Source organism: Rhizobium sp. CRRU65 (assembly GCF_048551595.1).
In the GTDB taxonomy this organism is placed as follows: domain Bacteria; phylum Pseudomonadota; class Alphaproteobacteria; order Rhizobiales; family Rhizobiaceae; genus Rhizobium; species Rhizobium leguminosarum_J.
Genome location: NZ_JBLYZH010000009.1, coordinates 203,976 through 222,741 on the forward strand (window position 1 = coordinate 203,976; position 18,766 = coordinate 222,741).

Consider the following 18,766-nt stretch of genomic DNA (forward strand, 5'->3'; position numbering starts at 1 on the left):
TGTCGCTATTCGGCCGGAGCAGCCCGTCGCGGCCCGGCATTTCGCCAGCGCTGTTTCGCGCTAGAGAACCTTGGCGAGGAATTCCCGCGTACGGGGATGTTCCGCTTGTGTGAAGATGCGGGCCGGCGGGCCGGCCTCCAGGATGCGGCCGCTGTCCATGAAGACGACCGTGTCGGCGACTTCGCGGGCAAAACCGACCTCATGGGTGACGATGACGAGCGTCGTGCCGGTGCGGGCAAGTTCCTTGATGACGTCGAGCACTTCGCCGACGAGCTCCGGATCGAGCGCCGAGGTCGGCTCGTCGAAGAGCAGCACCTTCGGGCGGAGCGCCAGTGCGCGGGCGATCGCCACACGCTGCTGCTGGCCGCCGGAAAGCTGGCGCGGATAGGCGCTGATCTTGTCGCTGAGGCCGATGCGTGCCAGCAGCTCCTGCGCCAGCTGCACGGCGTCCTCACGGCCGACGCCGCGAACCTGGATCGGTGCCTCGATGAGATTTTCGAGCACGGTCAGATGCGGGAAGAGATTGAAGCTCTGGAAGACCATGCCGATATCGGCGCGGCGTTTGAGGATATCCTTCTCCTTGAGCTCGTAGAGCGTGTCGCCCTTCCTGCTGTAGCCGACGAAATCGCCGTCAACCGAGATAAAACCTTCATCGACACGCTCCAGATGGTTGATGGTGCGCAGAAGCGTCGACTTGCCGGAACCGGACGGGCCGAGGATGGCGGTCACGCTGCCGGCGGGAAGGCTGAGCTCGACATCATCGAGCACCTTCAGCGAGCCGAAGCTCTTCGAGATACCGTGGATGCGCACCGCGCCGCCTGCGGCCCGCAGCGTTGCCGCATCCTGGAAACCGATCTTGCGCACGGTGTCAGTCGCCGAATCGACGACAGGCAGCGGACGGCGGAAACGCTCGAAAAATGCCTGGAAGGGCAACGGCGTCGGGTTGCGCACGGCGCCTTTGGAAAAGTAGCGTTCGATATAGCGCTGAGCAATCGACAGCACCGTCATGATGATCAGGTACCAGACGGTCGCGACCATCAGCAACGGAATGACTTCGAGATTGCGGCGGTAGATCACCTGGACCGTATAGAAGAGCTCCGGCAGCGCCAGCACGTAGACCATCGAGGTGCTCTTCGCCAGTCCGATGAGTTCGTTGAAGCCGGTCGGAAGGATCGAGCGCATGGCCTGCGGCAGCACGATGCGGAAGGCCTGGCGGCGGCGCGGCAGACCGAGTGCGGCGGCCGCCTCCAGCTGACCATGATCCACCGAGAGAATACCGCCGCGCACGATCTCGGCGAAGAAGGCAGACTGGTTGAGCGTCAGGCCGAGGAAGGCGGCGGCAAAGGGCGTCAGCAATTGCACTGTCGGATAGTCGAGAAAGACGGTATCGGTGAAGGGAATGCCAATCTTGATCGTCTCGTAGAGGTAGCCGAGATTGTTCAAGATCAGCAGCAGCACGATGACCGGGATCGAGCGCAGCAGCCAGATATAGCCCCAGGAAAGACCTGAGAGCAGCGGCGACCTGGAAACGCGGGCGAGCGCCAGAGCGGTCCCGAGGATGGATCCGGATATGGCGGCAAGCACGGTCAAAAGCAGCGTCCTGCCGAGACCGACGAGCACTGGTTCGGCAAAGAACCATTCAGCAAAGACGCCCCAGCCCCAGCGCGGATTGGTGAAGATGGAATAGAGCACGGCGATGATGACGACGGCGGCAAAGATCGTGCCTGCCAGGCGGCCCGGATGACGCGCCGGCACGATCCGGTAACGGGAGTAATCCTTCGATCCTGCCGTCCTGCTGCCGGGGTCGATGCCGGCGAAATCCGTTGTCAGCGCCATTGTGCTTCCCTTTTATGATTGTCGGTCTTTGCCGTTTTCAGAAATTTGCGCCGGCCACCCGCAGGCGCGGTTCGGCATCTTCGTGAGCAGGCTCAGCGAGATGGGTGATGTCCTTCTCGAAGGGCAGGCTCTTGTAGATCTCGGGATCAACGGAGGTGTCGAAGAGAGCGGTGTAGCCGTAGTTCAGATAGAGGCCGACGGCTTCGGGCTGGCGAAAGCCGGTCGTCAGGTAGATGCGGGAATAGCCTTGGCGGGCGGCCTGGGCCTCCAGTTCCACGAGCACCTGGCGGGCAAGGCCCTGACGGCGCAGATCGGAGCGCGTCCAGATGCGTTTGAACTCGGCCGTGCGGTCGTCATAGTTCTTGAAGGCGCCGCCGCCGATGGTTTCGCCACCACGGATCAACAGGAGAAAATTGCCGTCAGGCGGCGCAAAGGCTTCGGGAGGATAGCGGTTCAGCTCGGCTGCGGCCCCTTCGGCATTGAAATAGTTGCCGTAGCGGCTGTCATATTCGTGGATCAATTCATCGATCAGCGGCTTGGCGCGCGGGTCGAGAGGGCTGGTATAGAGAAACGTATCGCTCATATCGTTCATCACCCGTTGTCATCAGTGAGGAAGGTTTCGGCGAGCCGGACCCAGTAGCGGGCGGCGGGCGCAATGATCGCGTCGTTGAAATTGTAGTGGGCATTGTGGAGAGGAGCGCTGTCGCCATTCCCGACGAAGAGGTAGCTGCCGGGATTTGCCTGCAGCATGAAGGCAAAATCCTCGCTCGCGGTTCTCGGCCGGAAATCCTTCTCGACCGCCGCCGGGCCGAGTGCGTCATAGGCGACGTCGCGGGCAAAGGCCGTCTCGGCTGTGTGATTGACCAGCGCCGGAAAGCCGAGGCGGTAGTTCACATCCGCCTCGGCGCCGAAGCTTTCGGCCTGGGCGCGGGCAAGGGCGGGAATGCGGTCTCGCAACAGCTGGCGGACCGTCTCGCTGAAGGCCCGCATGGTGAGCTTCATCTCGACGCTCTCAGGGATGACGTTCGAGGCGGAGCCGGCATGGATCGAGCCGACGGTGGCGACCGCCATGTCCTGCGGGTCGACATTGCGGGAAACGACGCTCTGCAAGGCGGTGATGAAGGAGGCCGAGGCAAGCACCGGATCGACGGCGCGGTGCGGCTCGGCGCCGTGGCCGCCCTTGCCGATGATCTTGATTACCGCCTGATCGACCGAAGCCATGGCGGGGCCGCTAACGAAGCCGAATTGACCCGCGGGAACACCCGGCCAGTTGTGGAGCCCGAAGACCGCGTCGACAGGAAAACGTTCGAACAGGCCTTCCGAGATCATCTTGCGGGCGCCGGCGCCGATTTCCTCGGCGGGCTGGAAGATCAGCCGCAGCGTGCCGCTGAAATTGCCGCTTTCGGCGAGATAACGGGCGGCGGCGAGCAGGATCGACGTATGTCCGTCATGGCCGCAGGCATGCATGACACCAGGATTGCTGCTGGCATAGGCAAGACCGGTCGCCTCCTCGATCGGCAGCGCGTCCATGTCGGCGCGGATGCCGATCCGCTTTTTGCCATCGCCGCGCTTGAGGGTGGCGACGATGCCGGTTCCGGCAATGCCCGTCGCCACCTCATAGCCCCAGGAGGAAAGGTGGGATGCCACAAGCTTGCTGGTTCTGAGCTCCTGGAACGCAAGCTCCGGATATTGGTGCAGGTCGTGGCGAAGCGCGATGATCTCGTCGAGATAGGCGGCGATACCTTTCTCGACCGGATCGTTGCTGTGCGAGTTCTGAGCGATGATGTTCATTGCGGTTCGTCAGCGCCTCAGGCGCCGACAGCCTTTCCGCGCTCGACCTGGTCCGCGCCAGCCGCATAGCGGCTTTCGCGGAAGGGCAGGCCGAGATGGTCGCGCAGCGTCTCGCCCTTCAGGACCGGATCGAAATAGCCGCGTTCCGTGAGGATCGGCAGAACGTATCTGGAGAAGTCGTCGAAGCCCTCGGCGATGACAGGGAAACCGAGGATGAAGCCGTCGGCGGCGCCATGATCCACCCAACGGATGATCTCGTCGGCGATGTGTTCCGCCGTGCCGATGAAGGCGGTGCGCGGCGTTGCGGAATCAAGCGCGACCTGGCGGAGCGTCAGGTCCTTCTCCCGCGCCGTCTTCTTGATGCGGTCGGTGGTGGCGCGGAAATTGTTCCTGCCGATATCGCCGAGCTCGGGGAACGGCGCGTCGAGCGGATAGACGCTGAAATCATGATGATCGAAGAAGCGACCGAGATAGAGCAGCGCCTCCTCGATGGTGACGAGGTTGCGGATCGCCTGATACTTGGCGTCCGCCTCTTCCTGCGTCGCTCCGACGATCGGTCCGATACCAGGATAGATTCCGACTTCCGCGGCACTGCGGCCATGGGCAATTACGCTGTCCTTGAGCTGCCGGTAGAAGGCCTGCGCCTCCTCGAACGGCCCGCCATTGGTGAAGACCGCGTCGGCATGCTTGCCGGCAAGCCTGATGCCCGAGTCCGAGGCGCCTGCCTGGAAAACGACGGGTTGGCCCTGCTTGGAGCGGCCGATATTGAGCGGCCCCTCGACGCGGAAGAAGCGGCCCTTGTGGTTGAGGCGATGCATCTTCGTCTTGTCGACAAAGACGCCGGTCTCGCGGTTGCGGACGAAGGCGTCGTCGTCCCAGGAATCCCACAGGCCCTTGATCGCATCGATATAGTCCTCGGCGATCTCATAGCGCAGTTCGTGTTCGGGATGTTCGCGGCTGTAATTGCGCCCGGAACCCTCGAGCGGCGAGGTCACCGCATTCCACCCTGCCCGGCCGCCGCTGATGAGATCGATCGAGGCGAACTGGCGGGCGATGGTGAAGGGATCGCTGTAGGAGGTCGAGACCGTGCCGACGAGGCCGATTTTCGAGGTCGAGGCGGCGAGCGCCGAGAGAATGGCGATCGGCTCGAACCGGTTGAGGAAATGCGGAATGGACTGCTCGTTGATGTAGAGCCCGTCGGCAACGAAGGCGAAAGCGATGCCAGCCGCCTCAGCCTTGCGCGCCGTCTTGACGAAGAAATCGAAATTGACGCTGGCATCGGCCGGTCCGCTTGGATGCTTCCACGCATTCATGTGACCGCCGGGACCCTGCAGCATGATGCCGAACGTGACGTGTCTTTGAGCCATGGGATCAATCCTTTTTTGGAAACGGTCAGGCGGCGAGGGAAAGCCGCTCTTTGGCGAGCAGCTCGATGGAGGCCAGCCGCTCGGCGGCCGAAAGCGCCGGCGTGTCGAGCACGAACTCCTTGACCCCGTAGCGGCGGTGAAGTTCGTCCAGCTCCTTGCGGATCTGCTCCGCCGTGCCATGCAGCACGCTCGGCACCTTTTCCTCGATGCGGTAATCGGTGACGCCGGCCTGGCGGGCAAATTCGGCCGCCTGCTCCTCGCTGCCGACATTGACGGTCTGGCCGTTCGGCAGGAACACCTTGACGATGCGCAGCTTGCCGACGCGCTCGCGGGCATAGTCCTCGCTTTCGGCGGCGAAGGCTGCGAGTGCCAGGATCGGGCGCTTGCCGCCGGATGCCCGCTCATAGGCCTCGAAGGTTCTGCGCAAATTGTCAGGATCGCCGTTCAGGTGACCGGCGAAAACGAGTTCCCAACCCTTCTCGGCAGCGAGCTCGGCGCTTTCGACGCTGGCGCCGAGCAGGAAACGTTCGGGAGCAGTCGGCGGGAAAGGCGTTGCCTGCGCCCCCTCGTAATTCGGGTCGGCAGCGAGATATGTGTTGAGATCGGAAAGTTGGCTCGCGAAATCGGGCTTCCTGGCCGGATCGACGGCAAGCTGCAGGGCGCGCGTCGAGAGCGGAAAGCCGCCCGGCGCCTTGCCGACACCGAGATCGACGCGACCGGGCGCAAGCGATGCCAGAAGATTGAAGGTCTCGGCAACCTTATACGCACTGTAGTGCTGCAGCATGACGCCGCCGGAGCCGATGCGGATCCTCGAGGTCCTGGCGAGAAGATAGGCGATCAGTGCCTCCGGCGCGGAGCTCGCCAGATTGGACATGTTATGATGCTCAGCGACCCAGAAACGGTGATAACCGAGTTCCTCGGCCCGGGCGGCAATCTTGACCGTCGCCCGCAGCGCGTCCGCCGCGGTGAGACCCTGTTCGATCGGGCTTTTGTCGAGAAGGCTGAGGAGATAGGTCATGACGCCACGATCCGATCCTTGGTTGCAAAGTTTAGTCTATAAAATCAGTAGACAAACTTCATTATAAGAAATGACATTCTCTTTCGAACGCGTTGCGTGAAAAAAAGGGCCGCACCTAAGATGGAAAATCGCCTGCCGGGACTGTGTCTCACTGGCAGCGTAAGGCTTCTTTCAATCGCCACTTGATGGTCTATATTTGGGTCGAAACGGAGTAACCGCATGAAGCTGTCAGAACAGGTCAAGCCGGTCATCTATCTCAAGGCGCATGCGCCGGAGGTCATCCGAAAGCTGAAGGATAATCCGCAGCCGGTCGTCATTACGCTTCACGGAGAGGCGAAAGCCATCCTTCAGGATATCGGCCAATACGAAGAAACACAGGAGACGCTGGCGCTTCTGAAGGTGCTGGCGCTGACCAACCGGCAGGTCGAGGAGGGCAAACTGCGCCCCGCTGCGGAATCCTTCGCGCGCATCCGAAATCGTCTGGCTGACAGCCAACCCTGATGCCATCTCGTGTTCATTTCGCCGAGGACGCCGAACGCGACGATCGCTATCGTTTCATCGCTAGCGCGACGGCGCCGAGACGCCAGGGCACTGACGGAAATCGGACGGCGCGAGATGCGAAGCTTTCTCGAGCGAAGGCTCATCCGCTGACGTCCGGCATATCGTACTTCAGCGCTTTGGATATCCAAGCTGCTTTACTTGAGCTGAATCCAGCCCTCATGAGGCTTCCAGCGCCATTCCCCTTCCACAGGCTGCGTCAGCGGCAATAGGAAGCGTCCGAGATCAGTGACCACCGTGCCCAAGGCGGGTGGTGCGGCCGCCATCCGTTCGCGACCAAGGAACGCCCGCCATTGCCGATCCCAGACCTCAGCATAGGCTTCGCTGAGACCCGTTGGCCCCTCCGTCGGAATACCCGTCCCTCGTCTCGCAAAGGTCTGGCGCACCGCCTCAGCGAGGGTGGACCGCTCCAACTCGAACGTCTCGGCAATCAGCCAGAGATCATAGAAATCCTTCAGGCGGCTATTTGCCATGCCGAGCGATACCAGCGCCTCGAATTTCTCGGCGACCACGGTCGCGACCGGATAGGCCCGCAGGCGCGGCACCGGCGCATCGAGCAGCGACGGATATTCTATGTCGACCGGTCCAGGCGTGACGGCGTCACCGAAACCTATGTCCACCTGAATGGGAATGCGCGCGCCTCCGATGGTGGCAGTGGTACGGACACGAACGCCGCCATATTCGACTTCCTCACGGATCGGCGCGGCTGCGAGTGCATCCACGTCGAAGACTACGCCATCAGCGTCCACCGGCTGCGTGCAAATGGCATGGAAAGTTTCGGCGATGGCCTTCGGGCTGTTTTCGCCGTAGCCCAGCAGATCGAGGTCCCGCGTCGGCCGAAACGGGTCGGCGATCCAGGTTACGAACAGCATCGCGCCCTTCAGGATAAAGCGGTCGCGATGCTCCGATAGGCTCAGCCGGTACAGGAGTCTTTCGAGCGCGTAGCGCGTCAGTAGGATCTGAAAGTCCGTACGCTCTGCGCGAGACCGATCCAGCAGCCGGGCGCGCACCGATGCCCCTACGTTTTTCTTGAGTTCACGCGCCATCGGCCACCGTCGCTTCGACATAGGGTCGCATGATCGACCAGATCCTCGCCTCTTTCGCATATGTCCAGAGGTCGTCGCTTGTGGTCTTGCGCCGACGGAGCCCCTCGCGCAGCCCCTCCATCGCAACGTCGAGGCCGACTTTCGCCCGATAGCGGAAGCAATCGACGATCGAACGCGCCGGATTTGTGATCGGCACCTCGACGCCCTCGATGCGATGCCGTTCGACGCCCTCGGTGAGAGCGGACCCCTTGAAGCGTACGAACTTGATAGGCGGATAATCGATCTTGGGGCGCCAGGCAGTGCGGTCGATCGCCATCCACACAGCCGAGGGCATCTGCAGCGTCAGTTCGTGGTATTGGAGGGCGGAGGTCAAGCAGACCACGCCCTTTGGAACCAGAACAGCCGCTTCAGCGAGTGCATGGGCCGCCTCAGCCTGAGTGTCCGGGAGTTGATACAGGCCTCGTGCCGGGCGGACGACTGCCTCCTCCCGAACGAGACGGGCGAGCGTCTCCGGTCCAATGCCTTCGGCAACGAAATCCTTCAGCCGGAGCATCCCCCGCGCTTTCAGGAGGTCGAGCGCTCGAAGTCTCTGGGCGGTAGTGAATGTCATCGCCTGTGACGATTCCTCTATTCATCGAATATATAGCAGAGGTTTTATCACAAAGCCGCTTGCTCGGAAATCCCCCATTTCGACACCCCCTACAGCGCGCTGTGGAGGCGAAGGCGGCGAGCATTCACGCAAAGGCTTATTCTGCAAGGTCTGGTGCTGGGGCCAGAGCTTGACGCGGAGGTGCGGAAATCGGCTTCTATTTCGTCACCGTCACCGTCGGCGAAAGCCGGAGGCTGGCCCAGCTGTGCGCGTGAAACGCAAGCAGATCAAGAAGACCGAGCCGATCCGCTGCATCATCGACACGCAGAACGATCCGGCCGAAATCAAAAAAGACCACAGGTCGGTGATGGAACTCTACATCCCCAATCCCAAACTCTTCGTGCGCGAAAGGGACCGTTTCAACTCCATCTGCTGGGTGAGCTCCGCACGATGACTACGATCGGCAAGGCGAGCAACCTGGCGGATACGCTCGACATCACCATCCCGATCGGGCCCCACTCGCTTTAGCTGATCCGCGAGATCTGCGGGATCGGCGCGACCGAAGCGCGTTTCGATCGCAGTAGCGATGTCCTTTGCCTCGGCAAGCGCTTGACGCCCCTCCGGTGTCCCGGCCAGTCGCTCGACGAACTTGGCCTTGTCCGTATAAGGCAGATCATCGAGCTGGCGCAGCAGCGCTTCGCTCCGGCGGCTCGGCCCCAGAACCTCGACGACGTCCTGCTTTTCCCGCTTCCAGCGCTCCGAGCCGCATTCGGCCGCAAGGCGACGCTGCCAGGTGTTGGCGGATTGGCGAACATGCGACGCCAGCGCATCGATCCTTGAAAGCGCGTGTTTGCGTTCGGCGTTGTCTCCGAACAGGCCGGTCTTGCCAGCCAGCGCGCCGATCGTCTCGGGGGAAGCGCTCAGTTGTCCGGCGAGTTCGACCGGATCTGCGTTCTCATCCAGGATGCGGCCGCGCAACACGTCCATGGCCGCTGGCGCGTCGTTGAACACTTGCGGCGCAAGCTGCTTTGCCGCCTCCCAATCTCGTTCGAATGCCGGCATTGCCCTTGACCGTCCAACCGCTTCGACGCTCATCGCATAGGTCTTCACGGCCGCAATGAGCACGCGACGTTCATCGCCACGTTCATCGACATTGGGATCCTGGTGCGAAGAGCCGCCATCGGCGATGGTGCGGGCTGCGAGCGGCTGCGGTTCCTGCATTGGCTTGGGAACCGTCGTGTCCGCGATGCGCTCCGCCTCCTTGATGATTACCGCAGGTGCGACGGCGCCGTCGCCCTGCCCCCGGCGATCCTCCATACCGCGCCGATTGGCAAAGTCATGGGTATAGTCAAGCGTCGTCTCCTTGACGCCTGAGCGGCTCAGTGTCTCTGTCAGGGATCGCTCCGTCTTGAACGCATCGAGCCCCGCATAAAGCTGCACCTCCTCACGATGACGGGTCATCGCCACATAGGTCAGATGCCGGTCCATCGTCGTCGACGCCAGGACAAAACTCCGGTCGACGGTAGCCCCTTGCGTCTTGTGGATCGTCGTTGCGTACCCGTGATCAAAGGATTGGTAACGATTGACCGGTACGGTCACCTGGCGTTGCCCATCTTGCGTCTGCGCCTTGCCGTCAAGCCGAACGTCTATTGCGTCTGGCGCGACGGCGATCACCTCGCCCAGCATGCCATTCTTGACGCCGAGATCACGATCGTTCTCCAGGAAGACGATGCGGTCGCCGCGCGCAAAAGATCGCTTCCCATTGCTGGTCTGGTAGGTGAGTTCCTCACCACGATCATCCGAGGTGCCGGTGCTTCTTGAGAGCTCACCGCGCTCCTGCAACCGAGCGCGAATGCCGGCATTGATGGCGCGGACGTCGTCGCGTCGATGGGCCATCGCAATGCGCGTGTCGTTGGGATTGGCCGATCGGTCAGCGACGTAATCGGCAATGATCGCCTTCAGCACGTCGTCGCGGTTTGCTTTCAGCTGGATGTTGCCATGTGCCTCGTAGGCAGCAAGCCCGTCGGCAGTCCGATGCGAGGCAAAGTCGATCGAAGCCTGCTTTTGCCAATCGGCTTTTTGCCGGCGCACTTCCGACAATTGCGCATGGCCGACGGCTTCCGCAATCGCCCGAAACGGCGCGCCCGCTCCGATCGCCTGAAGCTGTTCATGATCTCCGACCAGGACGAGCTTGGCGCCGGCCCGTTTGACCTCGTCGACGAAGCGGGCAAGCTGACGACTTCCGACCATGCCGCCCTCGTCGATGACGAAGACGTCACGAGCATTCAGCCGACCCCGATCAGCCTGCCAGCTGTATTCCCACGACGCCAATGTGCGGCTGGCGATCCCCGACGATTGCTCCAGGCCTTCCGCGGCCTTGCCGGCCAGAGCCGCGCCATGAACGCGATAGCCTTGCGCTTCCCAGGCCTGCCGGGCAGCCGCCAGCATCGTGCTCTTGCCGGCACCGGCAAAACCGATCACCACAGCGATCTGCGAGGCGCCGGTGACATGCTCGATCGCCTGGCGCTGTTCAGCCGACAGCCCCTGCCCCGGTGAAGGATTTCCCGCCTGGATCGATCTGTCCTGTTCGGCGATTGCCGCATCGACATTGCGCTTCGCCACACCGTGGTTTTGGCGCGTCTTCATCGCAACAGTGGCTGTTGCCATCGCACCCTCGATCGCCACCATCTCGACCGTCGAATAGCGTGCCTCGCCGTCACGACCGCGAAGGCTTGAACTGTCGGGTCTGAGCTCGACAAGTGCCTTCGACGCCATGACCGCGGCAAAAGCATTCTGGAAGGTCTGCGCATCGTCGTTGATAGTGCGATGCAAAGCCCTGGCAATATCATAGCGGTTGAAGACGCTTTTCTCGTTGGTGATGAGCTTCAATATCTCTTCGGGGCGCCGGCGAATGGTCTCGGCATTGCGATCGGCCGATTGCGGTGAGATGCGGACGCGCGAGACCATTCCACCCTGCCGATCGATCTGAGTGGCATGGACACCGACATGTTCGCTCGGTTCGATCGTGATCCCGGCTTCCAGATGCGAGCGATTGTCGATACGGATATCGAGGCCGGCCCTCTCAAGGTGCGTGTTGGCAAGATGCTCCCAGGCCTGTCTGAGATCCTTCAGCTGCAGCTGCGATGGCGGCAGGTGATTGGCGAGAAGCCATCTGTTTTCCCGCTCGAGCAGCGTCTTGTCGCCAAGACCGGTTTCCGTCAGCTGGCGCGTCGTCATCATCAGATGCGCATGGCTGTTGCGGATATCGCTTGCCCCACCTGGCCGATGGATCGCGAAGTCGACGGCAGCGCCGTAGCGGTTGGCGAGATCGGCGGCGAAGGCCCGCGTCAGCGCCAGTCGCTGGTCGGAACTCAATTCGTGCGGCAGGGCGATTTCGAATTCCCGGGCAATCCGGGCGTCACTTCGCTTCTCGGCACGCTCGGCGGCATTCCACAAGGCCGATCGCTTCATCGCCCAATAGGCGGAAGAACCAGTCGGCAAGACGATCTCGGCATGCTCGACACCTTTCCTGTTGCTAAAATCATGGGTCAGCCCATCACGCTCGTTCGTCAGCCGCTCGGCCGCACGATAGGCGGCGGACGCGACAGCGCTGCGGCCAGCGCTGCGGGCGATCGGCTTCATGCTGAGATGATAGATCGCCATCGCTTGTCCCCTTTGTTAGCGGGCTGCCGGCCCGCGCTTTGAGTTGCCCGGCAACTCGTAAGTGCGCCCTTGTGCCTTCGTCGCTTCGCTCCTTCGGGCACTGGTGGGAGCATGCGGCAATCTCCCGATGACGTCGTAAGCCGTTCAGCCGGTTGCTTCCACGCGCAGATTTGCGAGTAGCCGACATGCACCCATCGCGGCAGCATCTGCGCATGCGATCCCGTGCGGTCATTGTCCTGATGCCGCGGGTTCAATCGCTCATCGACGTGAAGGGAGACAATGACAGTGGTACGCAAAACCATCGGCGAACGGCTGGCCCAGCTGGAAGCCCAGCGAAAGACATTGCAGATCCGGCTCGGCAAACAGGAACGCGCCATCGATACGCGCCGCAAGGTGTTGATCGGCGCACTGGTGCTGCATCGGCTGGAGCATGATCGCGATGTGCAGATCGGCGGAGGACTGGCAGCCTGGCTCAGATCCGAACTGCCAAAGTTCCTCACCCGCGACGGCGATCGGGATCTGTTCGACGATCTGCTGAAGCCACAGCTACACGAACCGTCGCGCGGCAATATCGGCAATGTCGGCAACGGGAGTGCAGTGTGATGATCCATGCCAACCAGATCAAGATTGCCTTGGCAAACATGATGCGCATGGCGGCCCGCGATCCGCTCTGGGCGATCGTCGCTCTGATCACGTTTCCGCTGCGATATGCCAAGTCGTTTGTCATGGGTGCATTTGGCTATTTGCTTGTCGTGTTCACCGTCTACTTCGGGATCGACTACCTCAGACGCGTGATGCTCGGCGGCCACAGGGGTGACGTCATTTGGCATATCGGCGATTGGGTGGTGATGGTCTTTGCCGTCGTGCTGCTCATTCGACTGTTGTCGGTTCCGTTGATCACGCATTTTGGATCGGCGGCGGACGACACGCATGGGACGGCGCGCTTTGCCGGCCGCAGAGAGATCGCGCCGCTGACAAAGGCAGAAGGCGGATTGCTGATCGGCCGCGCGAACAACTCCGGCCGGCTTCTTCGCTACAGCGGACCGGCTCATCTTCTGACCATGGCGCCGACGCGCAGCGGCAAGGGTGTCGGCACCATCATCCCGAACCTTCTGACCGCCGACCGCTCGATCATCTGCATCGATCCGAAAGGCGAGAACGCGATCATCGCCGGTGATGCGCGAGAGAAGTTCGGGCCGGTTCATATCCTCGATCCGTTCGGCATCACCGGCAGACCAACGGCTGCCTTCAATCCGATGGACGGTTTTAATCCTGCCGGCATCGATGTTGCCGAAGACGTCTCCACCTTGGCCGACGCGCTGGTGTTCGACGAACCTGGTCTTTCAGGTGACGCCCATTGGAACGAGGAAGCCAAGGCGCTGATCGCTGGATTGCTGCTGCATGTGCTTGCCAGCCAACCAGACGACAGGCGCACGCTGACGATGCTGAGGCATTTGCTGACGATGGCGCCGGCGGCATTCCAGAATCTGCTTCATGAGATGCAGGGGACTGGTGCGATCAACGGCCTGGTGGCACGTGCTGCCAATCGCCATCTCGGCAAGTCGGATCGCGAAGCCAGCGGCGTATTATCGGCAGCCCAGCGACACACACATTTCCTCGACAGTCTGCGCATGACCGGGGTGTTGGGGCGATCGGATTTTCGGTTCGGTGACCTCAAGGCAGACAAGGCGACCGTGTTCCTAGTCTTGCCGCCAGACAGGCTTGCGGCCTATTCGCGATGGCTGCGTTTGCTGGTGGCCCAGAGCCTGACCGAGATGGCGCGCACGGCACCCTCGCCGCATCCATCGACGCCGCCGGTTCTCTATCTGCTCGACGAGTTCGCCGCCCTTGGTCATCTGGCGCCGATCGAACGGGCCATGGGTCTGATGGCAGGTTACGGTGTGCAACTCTGGCCGATCGTCCAGGACATTCATCAGTTGCGCGCCACCTATGGCCAGCGCGCCGGTACGTTTTTATCCAACGCCGGCGTGCTGCAAGTGTTCGGCGTCAACGATCACGACAGCGCCCGTCTGGTCTCCGATCTGCTTGGCCAGGAGACCGTGGTGTTCAACACGGCGGCGCGCGCGCTCGATTCGGGAAGGACAGGTCTCTCCTTCGCCGAGCAGCATGTCGGCCGGCCTCTCCTGACGCCCGACGAAGTCCGCAACCTGCATGCCAAGACCGAGCTGTTGTTCATCGCCGGCCAGCGGCCCATCGTTGCGACAAAGTTGCGCTATTATTCCGATCCGGAATTCGTCGGGTTGTTTGTCAACCAGGAGAGATGAACCAGGAGAGATAAGGCCGGAGCGATGAGCCAGGAAATGAGTGAGGCGGTCCCATCACCCCGATGAATCGATCGGGCCTAACCGATTCACAAATGTCGTTGGACGCAGTGAACCGTTCTTTGCGATTCTGCCGGCATGACAGTTCAGCCCTATCGTCTCTACATCGAACGCATCGATCCATCGAAGAACATGGCTCGCTTTTATGCGCTGTCGATCGAGCCGAACCTCTTCGGCGAGACCTCGCTGGTGCGCAGCTGGGGACGCATCGGCAGTCGCGGGCAGCAGAAGATCCATGTCTTCGACAGCGAGGCAAAAGCGGTCGTTCTCCTGCTCACCCTTTTGCGCAGGAAGCGGTCGAGAGGCTATCGGGTCCTGCGGTGATCGGCATCCGCGTCTCGCATGCCTGATTGAAGGAAGAGACAGTTGAGTGAAGAAGAGACGGCTTACGCCGCCTCCTCCTCGTTGCGCTCCGGCTGCAGGGAATGCAGATAGTCGACGGCGCGCTGCGCATGGGCTGCCGCCGAGAAGATGGCGCGCTTGTCGTTGCCCAGAACCTTCAGCCAGCCATCGAGATAGCTTGCGTGGTCGGGACGCGGTTCGAGCTCGGGAACGATGCCGAGATCGGCGCAGAGAAACGCGCTGCCGAGTTCGGCAATCAGCTCTTCGCGGGCGCGTTCGCTCCGGTCTTTCGCGTAGCGGCTGAGATCGCGATCAAGCCGTCGCGGTGCGGCGGTCCAGTGCGTCATCTCGTGGCTGAGGACGGCGACATAGGAAGCATCGTCCCTGAAGGCATCCAGGCATGGCATCTGGATGTAATCACGCTGAGCGGCATAATAGGCAGCCGATCCTCCGTGGCGGATCAGCGCGCCGGTATTGGCAAAGAAGCGGCCGGCATCGCCAATGCGGCTCATCGGATCCTGGTGAGGTGCGGTGTCGTCAAAGCGGCCGTTAAGACCGGCGATCTGATCGGTGTTGAACACCGTGTAGGCCTTGAGGAATGGAACATCCTGTTCGATCTCGCTGCCCGTCTCGGTCGTCTCGGTGCGGATAAACGAACTGGCAAAGACCACGGTCGTGCCGGTTTCGCCCTTGCGAACGGCGCCGCCGAGTTCGATGGCCTGGCGGAACGTCATCCAGCGTGATGAGGCAAAGCCGCGGGCGATGGCTTGCGACCACAGCAGCAGAACGTTGATCCCGGAATAGGGTTGGCCATTGTGGCGCAGTGGCCGGCCGACCTCGGCTGTCGCATGTCCTGTCGTCCAGGGTTTGGTCCATGGCCGCACTCCCTGTTTGAGATCGGCGATGATCGTGTTGGTGATGCGGCTGTGGATATCCGATCGTTGAATGGATTGCTGCCTGCTCATGTTGGAACCTCCGTTTCGAGGTCGCGGCCATCGCGACCTGCTACGGCGGTCCGAAAGCCGGGCGGCAAGCGCTGCCTGCACCCGCAGGGCCGCAACGAAGTGGAGGACGGCAAAGCCGTTGCCGGCGGCGCGAGCCTGGCAGGACCAAAAGCCGGGGCAGGACGCGATGGCCGCAATCGCAGGGGAGGTTCTGATGGAAGCAGACATGGCAGATCCGCGAGGGGATCACATCGCTCGCGTCACAGATGAACCGCAGATCGTTTACCTGCCCGGCCATGCCAATGAGCGGGCGATATCGACAATGTCGTCACGCGAGGCGGTTGGGTCGTCCTTGCTCCAGGCAACACCCAGCCCGATCCGGAAGTCGATGCCTCTCACCGCCTTCAGTTCGAAGGCCCTGTTCGGCAAGCCCTCGGTCCATTCCGGCGCAAAGCCGATGCCAAGCCCGGCCGAGACCAGCGACACCAGCGAATAGGTGTCGTCGCAGCTATAAGCGATGTTGCGGGTCAGATCGTATTCCTCGAACTTCTCGTTGAAGTACCGCTCGGTATAGGAGAGGTTCTTGCGATTGAAGGCGATGATCTTCTCCCCGCGCAGATCGTCGATGACGATCTCCGCCTGCTCCGCCAGCCGGTTGCTCCTCGCCACCGCCAGCAGATACCGTTCATGAGCGATCGAGGAGAAGCGCAACGAGCCGATGTTTTCCACCGGCCGGATGAAACCGAGATTGATCTGGCCGTTCTCCAGGCCGCGGATGATGTCGCCAGTGTTGCCGCTTGAAATATGAATGCGGATATCCGGGTACTTGCGGGCGATCTTTCCAAGAAACGCCGGCAGCACGCCGGTGGTCGCCGGATAGACGGTGCCGATCCTGATCTGCCGGATCGTCTTGCCGGCCACCGCCCTGGTGATCTCGGCACTCAGATCGACCTCGCTCAGGATCCCGACGCAGCGCTCGTGGAAGATCTCCCCTGCCCTGGTCAGTTCCACCCGCCTGGTCGAACGGATGAATAGCGCGCAGCCGAGTTCGCGCTCCAGTGCCTGCACGTGGTTGGACAACGCCGGCTGGGCGATGCGCACCTTGGCTGCCGCCCGGCCGAAGTGCAGTTCCTCGGCCACCGCAACGAAGTAGGAGAGCTGGCGTAGTTCCATGTATCCGACCTATCAAATTCAAAACTACAGGATGTAGTTATATCACTCCATATCGTTCGTGGCCAGATCGTTATCAATGAGGAACAAATCGTTCCCATGGATATCCTTTCAAAGCGGCTTCGCGAAAGAGCTGAACAGCTAGGCATTTCGAACGCTGAGGCCGCGAGGCGGGTAGGCCTCGATGAGCGCCGATATGCGCACTATGTGGCCGGCCGAAGAGAACCCGACTTAGCGATACTGGTAAGAATAGCGTTGTCGCTGGGCACAACACCAAATTGGCTGCTGGGCGTCCCAGGACACGCCGACGCAGTTGCTGAAACGACAGATCTCCTGGAACGCTTTGCAAATGCCGCGAACGGCATGACGCTCGAAGAACTACAGCTATGTATCATACTGGCGGAAGCGATCGTCGCAGCAAAAACACGGCGCTAATATCTCAGATGGACATGCCCTTGGTCGTCGGCGAAACCCATCCTGGTCGCCTTGAAGGGATTAGAACCAACGACGCCTGTTTAAAACAGTTAACCGATTGATAGAATTGGCAACCCGCCGAGCCCCTCCGCTTGCCTACAACAAATTTGGGTTTTGATTATACTTCGGCGGGCTTCGCTCAGCTTGCCGCGTCTTGGGCGAGGTTTTGACATCGAGATCTGTATCTCGACAGGACTCAAAAGCACGCCTGGAGCCGTGCCTCAAGATACTCCACTACTACTGCGCGGAATTATCGAGTTTGGCCCACCGTCAACAAATTCCGATCCAGGTGAACCGCGCTAGAGCGCTAGAGCTCGGACATAACCGCTTCATAAATGTGGTCAGCAACAACAGGGTCCCTCAAGTAACCTGAATACCATGGGCATTGTCCGTCCGGTTTCTGACCCGGTCGTAATTTTGGACGAAAATCAGTTTCGTTGCCATTGCAGTTCTCCAGCCTCCCCTGCCTTTTCGATGATGTTCATCCCCTCCGAGGTGAACGTCGTCCAAAGCGACGTTTGTCGATGCCGGCCGGCTTCGACGATGTAATCGGGGAGATACCGGGCGTCCTTTTCCAAGAAAGCCCACGTTTGACTTAGCAACGGGCAGAATGGCCCCGCATCGACGCTCCAGCTGCCGACATGAAGGCAGAGGTCGAATATCGCACCACTTTTGGACCATCCCATATTCTCTGTGAGAGCACTCACCTGCTTCCGGAGTTCCAACCTCTACAAGTCCCATCGCTGCGTAGAGGGCCAGGGCAGGATTATTGAAGGGAGCGGAGTTCTTCGCGAATGCCTTCGCATCCTCGCGGCTTTCGGGAAACAGCCCGAAATTCGCCGCAGCGGCACTACTTCCGATGCGATCGCACCGTAGTCGAGTACCAAGCCCAGCCTACCATCCCAACCCCGCCGGGCGAAATCGAACAGCACGTTGCTAATCCCAAATGGCTCGACCATCACTGTCGTGTGATGTTTTGGAATTATTGCGATAGCCGCTCCTGTTCCATCCTCAAATCGCACGACAACGCTGATGATCGCGACGATTTCGCCGCGCACGCTGAGTTGGGTAATTCCCGCCGACCTTGCCGCGTTCACCTCGGCATCAGGGCTGAAAGCACTCACAACCGACTTGCCGAAAATTGTCGCGCCAACTGTTTTGCCCTTTAGAGCGAGTGGAGCCTGGCGCGGTCGCGAAAATCACGGAAACTAGCCTCTGTCGAGCACCAATCCCACAAGGGTCTCAAATTCCCATCTGCCACTGCGGAAGCGGGAGAGGACGCGGCAAGGTTTCCGTTCATCGGGAAGTCTGCAGCGCTTCATCTCGATTTTCTCCACGCTTCGAAATCCCTTCGTCACCCCACGTCACAAACGATCCGCACCCCACATTCACCGCATCCGCGCAATAGGGCACTGAAAGGCCGTCACCGGCACGGCTGTGACGGCTCGATAAATTGACTCGGCCGGGAGAGGCTCACGTTGTTCGGGTCACCGCCGAAAGCGTCTATGTTGGATCGGACCCATTCAAGTGCTAGGACAATCTCGCCATGCCTCCTGCATTGTTGGCGTCCGGGCGAGACGCTCAACTTGAGGCTTCACCGATTTTTTGCAGAGGCGATCCAGATCC

Annotated in this window: 16 protein-coding genes and 1 pseudogene; 6 read left to right on the forward strand and 11 right to left on the reverse strand. The window is 61.2% G+C overall.

The window, feature by feature from the left end:
- Positions 1–60: 60 nt before the first annotated feature.
- From ACM5SV_RS20000 to ACM5SV_RS20020, 5 genes are read right to left on the reverse strand one after another with little or no spacing between them, the layout of a single operon-like run.
- On the reverse strand, positions 61–1,836 hold the full coding sequence (locus ACM5SV_RS20000; protein WP_419425362.1) for an amino acid ABC transporter permease/ATP-binding protein: 1,776 nt from the start codon (positions 1,834–1,836) through the stop codon (positions 61–63).
- Between the two features lie 37 nt (positions 1,837–1,873).
- Positions 1,874–2,431, reverse strand: a complete 558-nt coding sequence (locus ACM5SV_RS20005; RefSeq protein WP_419425363.1) for a GNAT family N-acetyltransferase — start codon at positions 2,429–2,431, stop codon at positions 1,874–1,876.
- Positions 2,428–3,627, reverse strand: a complete 1,200-nt coding sequence (locus ACM5SV_RS20010) for a M20 aminoacylase family protein (protein WP_419425364.1) — start codon at positions 3,625–3,627, stop codon at positions 2,428–2,430. Before ACM5SV_RS20010 ends, ACM5SV_RS20005 begins: the two co-directional genes overlap by 4 nt.
- 17 nt (positions 3,628–3,644) lie before the next feature.
- Positions 3,645–4,994, reverse strand: coding sequence for an LLM class flavin-dependent oxidoreductase (locus ACM5SV_RS20015; RefSeq protein WP_128407503.1), 1,350 nt, complete (start codon positions 4,992–4,994; stop codon positions 3,645–3,647).
- A 25-nt stretch (positions 4,995–5,019) separates the two neighbouring features.
- The gene (locus ACM5SV_RS20020; protein WP_222004569.1) at positions 5,020–6,012 is read right to left on the reverse strand and encodes an LLM class flavin-dependent oxidoreductase; all 993 of its coding nucleotides are present in this window, start codon (positions 6,010–6,012) and stop codon (positions 5,020–5,022) included.
- A 219-nt stretch (positions 6,013–6,231) separates the two neighbouring features.
- On the opposite strand from ACM5SV_RS20020, the gene ACM5SV_RS20025 reads away from it, so the two are divergent.
- Positions 6,232–6,513 carry a type II toxin-antitoxin system Phd/YefM family antitoxin gene (locus tag ACM5SV_RS20025; RefSeq protein ID WP_419425365.1) on the forward strand — a complete coding sequence of 94 codons (282 nt, stop codon included), beginning with the start codon at positions 6,232–6,234 and terminating at the stop codon, positions 6,511–6,513.
- A 194-nt stretch (positions 6,514–6,707) separates the two neighbouring features.
- On the opposite strand, the gene ACM5SV_RS20030 is transcribed toward ACM5SV_RS20025, so the two are convergent.
- The 3 genes from ACM5SV_RS20030 to traA all read right to left on the reverse strand — a co-directional run bounded on the left by ACM5SV_RS20030 (position 6,708) and on the right by traA (position 11,868).
- Complete coding sequence (locus tag ACM5SV_RS20030; RefSeq protein WP_164590598.1) at positions 6,708–7,616, reverse strand: nucleotidyl transferase AbiEii/AbiGii toxin family protein; 909 nt, start codon at positions 7,614–7,616, stop codon at positions 6,708–6,710.
- A complete protein-coding gene (locus ACM5SV_RS20035; RefSeq protein ID WP_003555692.1) occupies positions 7,606–8,226 on the reverse strand; it encodes a type IV toxin-antitoxin system AbiEi family antitoxin domain-containing protein in 621 nt (206 codons plus the stop codon). The genes ACM5SV_RS20030 and ACM5SV_RS20035 overlap by 11 nt, the downstream gene beginning before the upstream one ends.
- Positions 8,227–8,580: 354 nt before the next feature.
- Positions 8,581–11,868, reverse strand: coding sequence for a Ti-type conjugative transfer relaxase TraA (traA, locus tag ACM5SV_RS20040; RefSeq protein ID WP_419425366.1), 3,288 nt, complete (start codon positions 11,866–11,868; stop codon positions 8,581–8,583).
- A gap of 279 nt (positions 11,869–12,147) precedes the next feature.
- Here traA and ACM5SV_RS20045 point away from each other — a divergent pair, with 279 nt between their 5' ends.
- The 3 genes from ACM5SV_RS20045 to ACM5SV_RS20055 all read left to right on the forward strand — a co-directional run bounded on the left by ACM5SV_RS20045 (position 12,148) and on the right by ACM5SV_RS20055 (position 14,534).
- Positions 12,148–12,471 carry a mobilization protein gene (locus ACM5SV_RS20045; protein WP_419425367.1) on the forward strand — a complete coding sequence of 108 codons (324 nt, stop codon included), beginning with the start codon at positions 12,148–12,150 and terminating at the stop codon, positions 12,469–12,471.
- Entirely contained in the window at positions 12,471–14,153 is a 1,683-nt protein-coding gene (locus ACM5SV_RS20050; protein WP_419425368.1) for a type IV secretory system conjugative DNA transfer family protein, read from the forward strand. Before ACM5SV_RS20045 ends, ACM5SV_RS20050 begins: the two co-directional genes overlap by 1 nt.
- A 135-nt stretch (positions 14,154–14,288) precedes the next feature.
- On the forward strand, positions 14,289–14,534 hold the full coding sequence (locus ACM5SV_RS20055; protein WP_419425369.1) for a WGR domain-containing protein: 246 nt from the start codon (positions 14,289–14,291) through the stop codon (positions 14,532–14,534).
- Between the two features lie 62 nt (positions 14,535–14,596).
- On the opposite strand, the gene ACM5SV_RS20060 is transcribed toward ACM5SV_RS20055, so the two are convergent.
- Together ACM5SV_RS20060 and ACM5SV_RS20065 are read right to left on the reverse strand one after the other, a co-directional pair.
- Positions 14,597–15,517 carry an ArdC family protein gene (locus ACM5SV_RS20060; protein WP_419425370.1) on the reverse strand — a complete coding sequence of 307 codons (921 nt, stop codon included), beginning with the start codon at positions 15,515–15,517 and terminating at the stop codon, positions 14,597–14,599.
- A gap of 261 nt (positions 15,518–15,778) precedes the next feature.
- Positions 15,779–16,669, reverse strand: coding sequence for a LysR family transcriptional regulator (locus ACM5SV_RS20065; protein ID WP_419425371.1), 891 nt, complete (start codon positions 16,667–16,669; stop codon positions 15,779–15,781).
- A 96-nt stretch (positions 16,670–16,765) separates the two neighbouring features.
- Here ACM5SV_RS20065 and ACM5SV_RS20070 point away from each other — a divergent pair, with 96 nt between their 5' ends.
- Together ACM5SV_RS20070 and ACM5SV_RS20075 are read left to right on the forward strand one after the other, a co-directional pair.
- Positions 16,766–17,101, forward strand: a complete 336-nt coding sequence (locus ACM5SV_RS20070; protein ID WP_130792222.1) for a helix-turn-helix domain-containing protein — start codon at positions 16,766–16,768, stop codon at positions 17,099–17,101.
- A 1,247-nt stretch (positions 17,102–18,348) separates the two neighbouring features.
- Positions 18,349–18,556, forward strand: a pseudogene (locus ACM5SV_RS20075) (IS6 family transposase); the annotation flags it as partial.
- Between the two features lie 7 nt (positions 18,557–18,563).
- On the opposite strand, the gene ACM5SV_RS20080 reads toward ACM5SV_RS20075, so the two are convergent.
- Positions 18,564–18,725, reverse strand: a complete 162-nt coding sequence (locus ACM5SV_RS20080; protein WP_419425372.1) for a carboxylesterase family protein — start codon at positions 18,723–18,725, stop codon at positions 18,564–18,566.
- Positions 18,726–18,766: the final 41 nt, after the last annotated feature.